Raw genomic sequence first — 13,257 nt, 5'->3', positions numbered from 1 at the left:
CAACAACACATGAAAAACACAGCACTAACAACTACACATGAAGCTTTGGGAGCAAAAATGGTTCCTTTTGCTGGATACAATATGCCTGTACAATACGAAGGCGTTAACATAGAACATGAAACAGTTCGTAATGCCGTTGGCGTATTTGATGTATCTCATATGGGTGAGTTTTTAATTGAAGGACCAAACGCTTTAGAATTAATTCAGAAAATTAGCAGTAATGATGCTTCTAAATTAACCATAGGAAAAGCACAATACAGCTGCTTACCTAATGATGATGGCGGTATTGTTGATGATTTAATTATATATCGCATAAAAGAAGAAACTTATTTATTAGTTGTAAATGCTAGCAACATTGAAAAAGATTGGAACTGGATACAATCTAAAAATGATGTTGGTGCTGATATGCGAGATTTGAGTGAAGACTATTCCCTACTAGCTATTCAAGGCCCTAAAGCTATTGAAGCTATGCAGTCACTATCTAGCCACGATTTATCAGAAATAAAGTTTTACAACTTTGTTGTTGGAGATTTTGCTGGCATAGAACATGCAATCATATCTGCAACAGGTTATACTGGTAGTGGTGGATTTGAAATTTATTGCAAAAACAGCGAAGTAAAGCAAGTATGGGATAAAGTTATGGAAGCTGGGGCTGACTATGGCATAAAACCAATTGGTTTAGCTGCTCGTGATACTTTACGTCTTGAAATGGGTTATTGCCTTTACGGAAATGATATTGATGACACAACATCACCTATTGAAGCTGGTTTAGGTTGGATTACAAAATTTTCTAAAGCATTTACAAACTCTGAAGCTTTAGAAACTGAAAAACAACAAGGACCTAAACGAAAGCTTATTGCTTTTACATTAGATGAAAGAGGAATTCCTCGTCAAGGATATGACATTGTTGATGAACAAGGTGAAAAAATAGGTGTAGTAACTTCTGGAACTATGTCTCCTTCTTTAGGAAAAGGTATTGGTTTAGGTTATGTGCCAACAGCTTTAGCTGGTGTTGACAGTAAAATACACATTCAAATTAGAAAAAATGCAGTTCCTGCAACTGTAGTAAAATTACCATTTTACAAAGGCTAATATCATATATGATTGAATACCAAAATATTTTAGACAGCATAAACCAATCGGTTATTAAGGAACAAAACAAAGGCACTATAGCAAGTTATATTCCTGAACTAACAAATGTTGATATAAATAATTTTGGTATTCATTTACAATTAGTTTCTGGAGAACAATTTTCGGTTGGCAATTCTCATCAACTTTTCTCCATACAAAGTATCTCTAAAGTTTTATCACTAGCTTTAGCAATGTCACAAGTTGGCACAGCTATCTGGGACAGACTAGATGTAGAACCATCTGGCAACCCTTTTAATCATTTATCTCTTTTAGAATTAGAAGAAGGTATTCCTAGAAATCCGTTTATAAATTCTGGCGCAATTGTTATTGCTGATATTTTAGTTTCAAATTTAGAAAATCCTAAAACAGATTTTTTAAACTATGTACGAGATATCACAGGAGACAACAGCATTGACTATAACTATAAGGTAGCACAATCTGAAAAAGAAACAGGATTCAATAATTATGCAGCTGCAAATCTTTTAAAGTCATTTAATAACTTGAACAATGATGTAGAAGACGTTTTAGATTTTTACTTCCATCAATGTGCATTAGAAATGACATGTCAACAATTATCTAAAGCTTTTTTTCTATTTGCTAACAAAGGAAATTGTTTAGCCAATAAAGCTAGACTAACTAAAAGTCAAGCAAAAAGAATTAATGCTATCATGCTTACTTGTGGCTTTTATGACGAAGCTGGAGAGTTTGCCTTTGAAGTTGGACTACCTGGTAAAAGTGGTGTTGGTGGTGGCATTGTTGCTTTATTACCAAACCAATTTGTGATTTCTGTTTGGTCTCCTGGACTTAATGAACGTGGTAACTCAAAACTAGGCATGCAAGCTCTAGAACAATTTACAACACTAGCCAATCAGTCTATTTTTTAACACGTTTCTTTTTTAAAACTTTAAATGAAGAAAGAAAAAAGTAAACATACTATTTTAATTCTTGGTGCAAGTGGTTTTTTAGGAAATGCGCTTTATAAAGAGCTATGTCCTTATTTCAGAACATTTGGTACTTATCGTATTCCTAAACGAGAGTTTGAGAAAAACCAACATTTTTTTCAGTATGATGTTGAAGAAGATGATGTCTATGAAATTCTACAAGCCGTAAAACCTACCATTATTATTTCTGCATTACGTGGTGATTTTTCAGCACAAGTTATCGCACATGCTCATATAGTAGAATATATAAAAACCTACAAAAGCAAGCTCATATTTTTATCTTCTGCCAATGTGTTTGATGCTTATAGCAAATATCCAAGCTATGAAAATGACAAAACATTAAGTAATAGTATTTACGGACATTTTAAAATTAAAATTGAGAATGCACTTTTGCGCTTACCCAAAAAACACGTGGCAATAATAAGATTACCTATGGTATTTGGCGCTCAATCACCAAGAATACAAGAAATAAAATACTTTTTTAAAGAGAAAGAACCTATAGAAGTATTTCCTAATCTAATTATGAATGTTTCTACAGATTCTAAAATCACGCAACAAATACACTATATCATTAATAGAAATAAATCTGGCATATTTCATTTAGGAAGCAACGACCTTGTACATCATGATGATTTTATAAAAGATATTATTATCGCATTGCAAATAAAAACTCCTTTATTAAAACAGGTTTTCACTACAAATGATGACAGATATTTAGCTGTTTTGCCCAAAGAAAACTTACTTCCCAAACATTTACAATTTACCAGTAAAGATGTTTTATCAGAATTAGAAGTTTAATTTAAGCGTCATAACATGATAAATGATTAAATTTATCAGAAACCTAAAACCATTTTTTTATGAATAAACTTTCAAAAGAAGATATCGACAAAAAATTATTACGTTTTCCTGATTGGGAATACTATGAAGACGCTATTCACGTTGAATTTGAATTTGACAATTTTAAAGATTGCTTTAGCGCCATGAGCAGAATTGCTTTTGAATGTGAAGCACAAAATCATCATCCAAACTGGACAAACGTTTACAATGTATTAACCATTTCTCTATCTACCCACAGTGCTAACGGCGTAACCGAAAAAGATTTTAAACTAGCTGAAGCTATAGAGATGATTGTAGAAGTTCAAGAATAGTAGGAAATAGTTTTTATTTTTATTACTTTTCAAATCTATACCTTTAACTATAAATGACTTATTACTTAAGGCTACTAACCTTTTTTTTAGTTTGCAGCAACATTAAAGCGCAAACTACAGATTTATTTTGTGAACAAATACAAGCTATAAATGATATTGCAAAAAAGGCACACTATCAACCAAAACCTTTAGATGATGATTTTGCGTCAGGTGTTTTTAATTTATTTCTTTTAAAATTAGATGAAAGACAACGTCTTTTTACTGAAACTGATATAGCACTATTTAGTAAGGACTCCACGCTTATAGATGATTATATTAAGAATGAAAACTGTGACTTTATAAACAAATATATAACTACGTTAGAGTCACGAATATCGCTTTCAAAATCTATTATTGAAAACCTTTCTAACACTGCGTTAGACTATTCTGGAAAAGACACCTTATATTTTGATTTTGAACGGCCCATCTCCTACTTCAAAAACGAAAAAGAACAAGTTAAGTACTGGAACAAACGTATTCGTTATGAAATTCTATCAAACATTATAGAAGAAGATACAACTTTAGCCAATGCTAAATCTCATTTTAAATCATTAGAGAAAACACTTAAACCTAAAATTATACAGCAACAAATCTGTATTCTAGATGAATTACTCAATCAAAGTAAAGGTATTGACGGTTTTGTAAAAGAATCATTTTTAAATGCTTTTCTAAACTATCAAGACCCTAATTCATCATTTTTTAATGTATCAGAAAAAGCGCGCTTTGAAAACTCATTATCTAATGATGAAATGTCTTTTGGCATTTATACTGCAAAAAATAAAAACGGCGATATTATAATTACTTATATCAAACCAGGAAGTGCTGCTTTTAAAAACGGAGGCTTTGAGGAAAACGATGTTATAAAATCTTTAAAATCTAAAAATAAAGAGCTAGAAACATTTTGCATCTCTAATAATGAAATTATAGATTTTATTAATGACACAAACAATGCAACGATTACCTTTAGAATAAGAAAGAAAAACGGAACTATTAAAAACATTCAACTTACAAAAATGAAGTCTCAAGTTGAATCAAACACCATAACAGGTTACGTTATAAATAATACAATAGCAAAACTTGGCTATATAAAAATCCCTAGTTTTTATACAGATTTAGAATCTCCAAATGGTTTGGGAGTTGCAAATGATGTTGCTAAAGAGCTTTACAAGCTTCAAAAAGAAGGTATTCAAGGCTTAATAATTGATTTAAGGTTTAACTCTGGTGGCTCAATGAAAGAAGCAACTGATCTTTCTGGGATGTTTATAAATCGTGGACCGCTAGCCATTCAAAAATATAATAGCAACCAGACTTTCACCATAAAAGACGCTAATCGCGGCTCATTATTTAATAAACCATTACTCGTTTTAATTAATAGTTATAGTGCTTCTGCTTCAGAGTTTTTTAGTGCTGCTATGCAGGATTATAATAGAGCTATACTTGTTGGCTCTCCTAGTTTTGGTAAAGCAACCGCACAAATTATTTTACCACTTAATGACACTGAAACATTAGGATATGCAAAAGTAACTATAGAAAAATTTTACAGAGCTACTGGTAAAAGTCATCAATTACAAGGTGTTATTCCCGATGTCGTATTACCTTCTATTTATGATGATTTTAATCATGGAGAAAGTCATAAATCCTATGCTTTATCAAACGACTCTATAACTCCAATACTAAAGCTTTACCCTTTAAAACCTTTACCTATAAAACAAATTAATACTCAGAGTAAAGAAAGACGACAACAAAAAAACAGTTTTGAATCTGTAAAAGACTTGAACAAAACCTTATTAAAGAACGTAGTAAACAAAAAAACACAATTTTCTTTAACTTTAGAAAACCTTTTTAATGACTACAAAACATACAAAAGCACTTGGGATGCCTTTGATAATTTAAGTCTTAAAAATGACACTATTCCGTTTCAAAATACAGCATCAACAAATGAAATAATAAGCTATAATTCTGACGAGAAAAAGCAAAATCAGTCTATTTTAAACAACTTATCAAAAGATATATATATCAACGAAGCACAAAACATCTTAATAGATATTATAAACCTAACCAACAACAATTAACATGACAAAAATTATTAAATCGTGTATTTACATGTTCCTAATTACATGTACAGCAACCATCTATTCTCAAAGTTTCTCTAATGCTAATGAGTATTTAGATTTTGTAGGTGGTGAGCAACAAGAAATCACTAAAAACATGTGGAAATACACCAAAGCATTAGCACATAGTAAAAGTGACAGAAGTATAAACAACAAAAGAAAAAGCTTAATAAAAACTGTTGAAAATGCTATTTCAAAAATAGAAAAAGCCAACAGCTATGATGGAGACGAATACAAAAACCAGGTTTTAAACCACTTGCGTCTTAATGAAAGTCTTTTAAAACAAGATTACGCCAAAATAGTAGACATGAAAGAAGTTGCAAACCAATCGTATGATTTAATGGAAGCTTACATGATTGCTCAAGAAATGGCCGATAAAAAAATGCAAGAATCTCAAGTAGAATACGAAAAAAACTTTTATGCTTTTGCCGCCAAGCACAATATAAATATTATAGAAAACGAAACAGATTTAGGGAAGAAAATGCAAATCTCTAACAAGGTTTTTAAGCACTATAACAAGATGTACTTGGTCTATTTTAAGGTTTACATAAACGAAGTTTACCTGATGGAAGCATTAAAGAAAAACGACGTGAGTGCTATACAACAAAATGCTAACGCTTTAAGCCAAAGTGCAAATGAAGGTTTAGAAATACTTAAATCTATTGAAACTTACAACAATGACAGCTCTATCATAGAAGCCACAAAAAAAACCTTTGACTTTTTCATAGAAGAATCAGAAAATAACATTCCTAAAATGGTAGATTTTTTAATACTGAATGAAGACTTTACCACTATAAAAAACACATTAGAAAAAACCCCAGAAAGAAAACGCACCAAAGAACAGATAGATACTTACAACAAAAAAGTAAAAGAACTAAACAAAGGTGTTAAAGACTATAACAAAATAAACCAAGATTTAAACACAAAAAGACAAAACGTAATTAATAGTCTAAATGCAACAAATGACAATTTTTTAGCTAAACATATTCCAAACGACTAGCTTATTTTTTTAAATTTGTCAAAACTTAAAAATAATTAATGTAACATATGGGAAGAGCTTTTGAATTTCGCAAAGCAAGAAAAATGAAACGTTGGTCAGCCATGAGTAAGGCCTTTACGAGAATAGGTAAAGACATTGTAATGGCAGTAAAAGAAGGCGGTCCTGATCCTGATAGTAACTCCAGACTACGTGCGGTAATACAAAACGCCAAGTCAGTAAATATGCCTAAAGACAATATTGAGCGCGCCATAAAACGTGCGTCTGATAAAAGTCAAGGCGACTATAAAGAGGTTATTTTTGAAGGTTATGCACCACACGGTATTGCGATTTTAGTTGAAACTGCTACAGACAACAACACTAGAACAGTAGCAAACGTAAGAAGCTATTTTAATAAGTGTGATGGTAGTTTAGGAACATCTGGTTCTGTTGTTTTTATGTTTGACCATACATGTAACTTTAAAGTAAAAGGAGAAAATTTAGATTTAGAAGAACTTGAGCTTGAGTTAATAGATTTTGGTGTTGAAGAAATTTTTGAAGACACAGATGAAGATGCTGATGGAAATGAAATAAACAGCGTAATGATTTATGCACCTTTTGAAAGTTTTGGTAAAATTCAAGCCTATCTAGAAGAAAATAATATTGATATATTATCTTCTGGTTTTGAACGTATTCCTCAAGTTACCAAAAAGCTAAATGAAGAACAAGTTGCTGATGTTGAAAAACTATTAGAAAAACTTGAAGAAGATGATGATGTACAAAATGTATATCACACTATGGAAGAAAGCACTGATGAATAATCATGATTTACAATCTATAAAAAAGGCGACCAAATGGTCGCCTTTTTATTTCAAATAAAATATTTATAATATACTACTCGGTATATAAATAAACTGATGAAGCTGCTGCTAATTGGTTATTTAAAATTGGTGTTATATTACCACCTGTACCAATATTGTTGTAAGCAAGAATTCTTCCGCCACCATTACCAGCTTCTGCTATAAAAACAGTACCAGTAGATGCTTGATAAGCTACATCAACAGGGTTTCCTAACATTGTAGAAGATCCTGAAACACGCACTTGTTCTGAAGCAGATAAAGTACCTCCGTCACTAGTTGCATTAAACTTTGATGTAAAAGCAGTGATTACCTGAAAACCTCCATCATCATCAGTGTTTCCTGCATCACCTATGTCTGTAAGTATCATAGTATCTGATGAAGCATCATAGGTAATTCCATGTGTTCTTACAATGCCTTCAATAGTTATTCTTTTTGAAGCAGATAAACTAACATCGGCATCGTTTGTTAGGAAATTAGTATACACAGCTAAATCTCCTGTAGTATCAACAACGGCATATAAATCATTTCCTTTAAAAGTTATACCCCAAAGTTTAATATCTGTTGTAATGGTATTTCTTAAAGTAAATGATGTACCTGATTTTTCATAAATGTAAAGTCTTCCATCAGCAGTAAGCGGATTTCCGTCTGCATCAGCATTATCTGCTACTACATAAAAGTTTCCATTTACAGCCACTTCTCTTGGGCTTTCCATGTCAGCACTTCCTGAAACATCAATATCAATAGATATTCCTGAATCATTAAGGGAAATGTCTAAAAAACCTTCTAGTCCTAAATTAGAACGAGATGCTTGCACTGCCATATCTGTAGAACTATCATAGTAAATTCCATCTGCAGCTAATGATGTTGTAAGTAACGATTTTGAAGATACATTATCTAAATCTGTTACATTATAAATCATAATATTACCATTAGAATTGTTTGATGTATACAATTCTGAATTACTTGGTTCTTCTCCAGTAGGAACAACTATAGGTGTTGCATCGTCATCGTCACTACATGAAAAAAATACTAGTGATACCGATAAAGCTAATGTGAAAAATTTAATTGATTTTAATCGTTTCATAAATTGTAGGTTTTTTTTGTTATATGAATATTTACGAAACAACGAGCCTCGCGGTTTTATCTTTGTAACTTTTTAACATTTTTTTAGTAAAATTGACATTAATAATTTTGATTACATAAACATAATTGAAACTAATTGTTTTTTTACTATCTTCATCAGTAACAATATATAGTTTCATTCGTCTTAAAAGAAAAAGCGTATTTATGTATCTTAAAAAAATATTATTCTGTCTATTTATTTCCTTTTTAATCTTTTCTCACAGTAGCTTTTCTCAAAATGTAAAAGGAAAAATCATAAACAACACAAACAATACACCAATACCTTATGCCACTATACAAATAGGCGAACATTATGGTGTTATATCTAACGAAGAAGGTAGCTTTACTATAGATACTGATGGATATAAGCCTTTAGATTCTGTACACATATCATGTTTAGGGTATGAAAAACTAGGGTTAGTTCTTGAAGATTTTTCATCTAAAGACTACTATTTAAGCGAACAAGTAAACGAACTTAATGAAGTATACCTTACAAACAGAGCACTAACTATAGATTCCATTTTATATTACGTAAATAAAAATTTAACCAAGAACTACAAAAAAGAACTAGTAAACTACACGCTTTTCAGTAGAAAAACAGATTATATAAAAGGAAAAGATGTAAATTTTGAAATTGATAAATCTTCAAATTTTAATAAAAAACAGTTAGCGGCTTTCAATAAAGATTTTGACGCACTAGAATCTGCATTACTAAATAACAAATCAAAACAATACACTGATTTTGTTGGAGAATTTAATATCCTAAACAATGAAGAAGCCAAACTAAATGTAGAAAAAGCATTGAGATTACTGGATGAAAAAAACAACCAATCTCTTGAGAGTCTAGCTAATAGAGGGCAAGAAATTGTTTCTAAACATTTAGACAAAAACAAGGTTTATACATTAAAATCCGGGCTTTTTAAACTGTCTGATTCTGTAACGCTAAATGGTGGAAATAATAAAATGGAAGACACATTAAACTCTATTGGTTTAATTAAAAAAATCACTTTTGATATACTGAAACGTAATAGTTTTAACGAGAATTCAACATTAGATTTCATAACTGAAAACAAAAAATATGACTATGAACTTGAAGATATAACGTTTATAGGAACAGAAATGGTATATGTTATAGGTTTTAAGCCAAGAAGAAGTTCTGTTGATTACGAAGGAAAAATATATGTCTCAAACGAAAGCTTTGCTATTTTAAAAGCTGATTACCATTTTTACAAAGGACGTGTTGGCGAAAAGGTTAACCTTAAACTTCTATTAGGAATTAAATATGTAGAGCAAAACAGAAAAGGTTCTGTAATTTTTAAGAAAGGACAAGACAATTACTACTACCCTAACTATATCACCGAACAAGTAGATAGATATTTTTATATAAGCAGACCTTTTAAATTTATAGAAAACGATAATACTAAAAATAAAGTCGCTTTTGATTTTATGGTTGAAGGTACTTTTAAAGAAAAAACTGAACTCCTTATATTATCTCAAAAACCTATTACTACAGCTCAATATAATGCTACGGTAGAAAAAGAAAAAATAGAATACTTAACACCTAAACGCTATGATGAAAGCATCTGGGAAGATTATAATGTTTTAGCGCCACTTGAAGACATGAAGAATTTTAAAGTTGATTAATTAACCAATCGTTTTTCAACAATAAAAAAGCTACTGATTTTTTACAGTAGCTTTAAAATATTAGTAAATGTTTCTTTTTAGGGACAATAGTTTACTTTATGTTTCATTTACCAACCTACCCTAAACATTCAAAATATGTGCCAAAATTTTAGGAGTACTTGGCTACTTTTCCTTCAACACCTTCAAAAAAGTGTTTCATAAATTTAAAATCGGCTTCTTTATTATCTGTTGGATAAAATGGTTCTGATATATTGTTTTGTTTGTTTTTAAAATCTAACGTAAACATGATAATAGGAACATTGGCTGTTTTGGCTATGTAGTAAAAACCTGTTTTCCATTCATCTACTTTCTTTCTTGTTCCTTCAGGAGCTAAAGCTAGTCTAAACTCTTCTTTTGAATTAAAAATGCGAGCGATCGCTTCAACGTTGTTTTCTTTACTTTTTCTATTAATAGGTGCGCCACCTATACGTTTTAAGTACCAGCCTAATGGCCCAACAAATAGTTCTTTTTTTGCTATAAAATTAGATTTTATACCCACTACTTGACGCAGCAAAACGCCAATATAAAAATCATGCCAGCTAGTATGTGGAACAGCTATAAGAACAGCTTTTTTCACGACATCTTTTGAAAAGTTTTTATTACCAACTACTTTCCAGCCTAATATTTTAAAATAAATAAACTTCGAGAGTTTACGCATATTACATTTTCTGGTAAAGTGATTTTAACTTCTCTCTTGTAATTGTTTTTTTCCAGTTTTTCCCTACTGCATTTTCCCAAAGAGGTTCAAGACTTAAAGCAACATCAATCATTATATCAAACTCTTCATCAGATAAGTTTGCACAAATTCCTTGTGGTAATTGAATATCGTGTTTTTCTTTCATTTGCTTAAAAAGAGCAACACCATCTGGATAATATTCTTCTAAATGATCAAAAACAATACAGTTACCAATACCGTGTTTTGTTCCTAATAGATAGCCTAATCCGTAACTCATAGCATGAGCCACACCTACTTGAGAGTAAGCGATACTCATACCTCCATGCCAACTAGCCATCATAAGTTTATCTTGAGACTCTTCTTTAGACAGCGTATCACTTAAAAATATTTCTTTACACAACTCATATGCTTTTTCTCCGTATGATTTACTAAAAGCATTTAAATAAGTTCCGTTAAGAGACTCTATACAATGTACATAACAATCCATACCTGTGTAAAACCATTGATCTTTAGGAACATTGGCTGTGAGTTCAGGGTCTAAAATAACTTGATCAAATGGTGTGTAATCACTATTAATCCCTAATTTTCTTTCAGGACCAGTTAAAATAGTAGTTCTAGAAACTTCTGCTCCTGTTCCTGAAATTGTAGGAACGCCTAAATGATAAATTGCGGGTTTTTTTACTAAATCCCAACCTTGGTAATCTTCAGATTTACCCTCGTTTGTAAGCATAATAGAAACAGCTTTGGCAATATCTAAAAGACAGCCACCTCCTATTCCTATAATACCTGAAGGCATTTCTTTTTGGGTAAGTATAATATCTTCTACCAATGCATCTATTTGTGATGTTTTTGGTTCTTGATCTGAAGACACATAAATTACCTTATCGTTGTATGATAACGGAATACGTGATGTTAACCAAGCATTTCCTTTAAAAACTTCATCAACATAAAATATAAATGGTGCTTTAGTATTTAATCTTTTAGGCTCTAAAATATCTCCTAATTGATTAAAACTGCCTCGTCCAAACATAATTTTGGACACCATTGGAAAATTCTTGTAATTCATTGATTTATTTCTAATTCAAAAATATCGTTTTCTACTTAATTATTTCGGGCAACTCTAACAAGCTTTTGATTGTATGATATTGCCTAGTTTTATACACATTTTCATGTACCTGCTCGTGTTGCCAAGTAATATGAAACGGTATATGAATAGCCTTGGCTTTTATATTTAATAAAGGTAACACATCTGACTTTAATGAGTTACCTATCATTAAAAATTCTGAAGGCTTTATATCTAAATGATTTAAAAGCTTTGAGTAATTAGCTTCTTGCTTATCACTTAAAACTTCAATATGATGAAAATAGTCTAACAACCCAGACTTTTCTAATTTTCTTTCTTGGTCTAACAAATCTCCTTTTGTTACTACTATTAATCTAAAGGATTTTGACAACTTTTTTAATACAGTCTCAACACCTTCAAGCAGTTCAACTGGTTTATTTATCATACTTTTTCCAATATCTAAAATCTCTTTTATTGCATCATTTGATATTGTATGGTTTGATAAATCTAAAGCCATTTCAACCATAGATAAAACAAATCCCTTTATTCCGTATCCATAAGTTGGTAAGTTTTTCATCACCATTTTAAATAGCTCTTGATCTATTTTATTTGGTGTTTCAAAACGGCTTAACAGCTTTGTAAAAGCTTCTTCTGCTTCTCTAAAATAGGTTTCATTAACCCATAATGTATCATCAGCATCAAAACCTATAACCTTTATGTTAGAATAGTCTATTTCCAAAGTTTTTTTGCTCTTTCTAAATCTTCAGGCGTGTCTATTTCTACACCTTGAACATTTGTTTCAACCATTTTTATTTTCTTACTATATTCTAAATAGCGTATACATTCTATTTTTTCTGATGCTTCTAATGATAGCATTGGCAATCTATAAAAGTCTAATAAAGCGTTTTTTCTGAAAGCATAAACACCTTTATGTTTAAAGTACTTTACGTTTACCTCTTTATCTCTAGGATAAGGAATTGGACTTCTTGAAAAATATAATGCAAAGTTGTTTTTATCTGTAATTACCTTTACGGTATTTGGATTTTTTATTTCATCATCATCTGTAATATGCACCATCAACGAAGCTAAATCCACTTCTTTTTCTGGGTCTTCTTTAAAAACCTGTATAAGCTTTTTTAGAGACGCTACTTCTGTAAAAGGTTCGTCACCTTGCACATTAACAACAATATCTATATCCATAAACTCTACAGCTTCTGCTATTCTATCACTACCACAATCGTGCTGCTTAATACTCATTATAGCTTTACCTCCATTGTTGACTATTTCATTAAAAATAATATCACTATCAGTAACAACAAAAACATCATCAAATAAGTTTGTTTTTACTGTTGCTTCATAGGTTCTTAATATTACCGATTTTCCTTCAAGGTCTTGCATAAGTTTACCTGGAAATCGAGATGCACTATATCGTGCAGGTATCATGGATATAATTTTCATAAAAAATGATATAAATTATCGTTTCAAAAATAAGGTTTTAAATGCTCTT

At 30.8% G+C, this 13,257-nt stretch carries 13 protein-coding genes; 8 read left to right on the top strand and 5 right to left on the bottom strand.

Going from position 1 to position 13,257, the window contains the following annotated elements; all coding sequences use genetic code 11:
- The first annotated feature begins 9 nt into the window (after nt 1-9).
- The 7 genes from gcvT to ACN5J3_RS06385 are packed head-to-tail and all read left to right on the top strand — an operon-like array spanning nt 10 to nt 7,167.
- Nucleotides 10-1,092: a glycine cleavage system aminomethyltransferase GcvT gene (gcvT, locus tag ACN5J3_RS06415; protein WP_418511170.1), complete on the top strand. Its 1,083-nt coding sequence runs from the start codon at nt 10-12 to the stop codon at nt 1,090-1,092.
- Between the two features lie 8 nt (nt 1,093-1,100).
- Nucleotides 1,101-2,015 carry a glutaminase gene (locus ACN5J3_RS06410; protein WP_417291040.1) on the top strand — a complete coding sequence of 305 codons (915 nt, stop codon included), beginning with the start codon at nt 1,101-1,103 and terminating at the stop codon, nt 2,013-2,015.
- A gap of 24 nt (nt 2,016-2,039) precedes the next feature.
- Nucleotides 2,040-2,870, top strand: coding sequence for a sugar nucleotide-binding protein (locus ACN5J3_RS06405; RefSeq protein WP_418511169.1), 831 nt, complete (start codon nt 2,040-2,042; stop codon nt 2,868-2,870).
- 59 nt (nt 2,871-2,929) lie between these two features.
- Nucleotides 2,930-3,220 (top strand): 4a-hydroxytetrahydrobiopterin dehydratase, encoded by a 291-nt coding sequence (locus tag ACN5J3_RS06400; RefSeq protein WP_344730665.1) that lies wholly within the window; start codon nt 2,930-2,932, stop codon nt 3,218-3,220.
- Between the two features lie 53 nt (nt 3,221-3,273).
- A complete protein-coding gene (locus ACN5J3_RS06395) occupies nt 3,274-5,331 on the top strand; it encodes a carboxy terminal-processing peptidase (RefSeq protein ID WP_418511168.1) in 2,058 nt (685 codons plus the stop codon).
- Nucleotide 5,332: 1 nt separating this feature from the next.
- A complete protein-coding gene (locus ACN5J3_RS06390) occupies nt 5,333-6,370 on the top strand; it encodes a hypothetical protein (RefSeq protein ID WP_418511167.1) in 1,038 nt (345 codons plus the stop codon).
- A gap of 47 nt (nt 6,371-6,417) precedes the next feature.
- Complete coding sequence (locus ACN5J3_RS06385) at nt 6,418-7,167, top strand: YebC/PmpR family DNA-binding transcriptional regulator (protein WP_344730671.1); 750 nt, start codon at nt 6,418-6,420, stop codon at nt 7,165-7,167.
- 73 nt (nt 7,168-7,240) lie between these two features.
- Here ACN5J3_RS06385 and ACN5J3_RS06380 read toward each other — a convergent pair whose 3' ends face one another.
- Nucleotides 7,241-8,290, bottom strand: a complete 1,050-nt coding sequence (locus ACN5J3_RS06380; protein WP_418511166.1) for a hypothetical protein — start codon at nt 8,288-8,290, stop codon at nt 7,241-7,243.
- 203 nt (nt 8,291-8,493) lie between these two features.
- Between ACN5J3_RS06380 and ACN5J3_RS06375 the strand changes: the two genes are divergently transcribed.
- On the top strand, nt 8,494-9,972 hold the full coding sequence (locus ACN5J3_RS06375; RefSeq protein ID WP_418511165.1) for a carboxypeptidase-like regulatory domain-containing protein: 1,479 nt from the start codon (nt 8,494-8,496) through the stop codon (nt 9,970-9,972).
- Between the two features lie 148 nt (nt 9,973-10,120).
- On the opposite strand, the gene ACN5J3_RS06370 is transcribed toward ACN5J3_RS06375, so the two are convergent.
- From ACN5J3_RS06370 to kdsB, 4 genes are read right to left on the bottom strand one after another with little or no spacing between them, the layout of a single operon-like run.
- Entirely contained in the window at nt 10,121-10,669 is a 549-nt protein-coding gene (locus ACN5J3_RS06370) for a 1-acyl-sn-glycerol-3-phosphate acyltransferase (RefSeq protein WP_344730678.1), read from the bottom strand.
- A gap of 1 nt (nt 10,670) precedes the next feature.
- Nucleotides 10,671-11,753 (bottom strand): iron-containing alcohol dehydrogenase family protein, encoded by a 1,083-nt coding sequence (locus ACN5J3_RS06365; protein ID WP_417291048.1) that lies wholly within the window; start codon nt 11,751-11,753, stop codon nt 10,671-10,673.
- A 31-nt stretch (nt 11,754-11,784) separates the two neighbouring features.
- Nucleotides 11,785-12,489 carry an HAD family hydrolase gene (locus ACN5J3_RS06360; protein ID WP_418509819.1) on the bottom strand — a complete coding sequence of 235 codons (705 nt, stop codon included), beginning with the start codon at nt 12,487-12,489 and terminating at the stop codon, nt 11,785-11,787.
- Nucleotides 12,480-13,208: a 3-deoxy-manno-octulosonate cytidylyltransferase gene (gene kdsB / locus ACN5J3_RS06355; protein WP_418511164.1), complete on the bottom strand. Its 729-nt coding sequence runs from the start codon at nt 13,206-13,208 to the stop codon at nt 12,480-12,482. Before kdsB ends, ACN5J3_RS06360 begins: the two co-directional genes overlap by 10 nt.
- Nucleotides 13,209-13,257 lie beyond the last annotated feature (49 nt).

Origin of the sequence: Corallibacter sp., assembly GCF_048381695.1 — a bacterium.
Classification (GTDB): Bacteria; Bacteroidota; Bacteroidia; order Flavobacteriales; family Flavobacteriaceae; genus Corallibacter; species Corallibacter vietnamensis.
The sequence above is the reverse complement of the archived record's forward strand: the minus strand, read 5'-3'. Positions and strand labels throughout refer to the sequence as shown.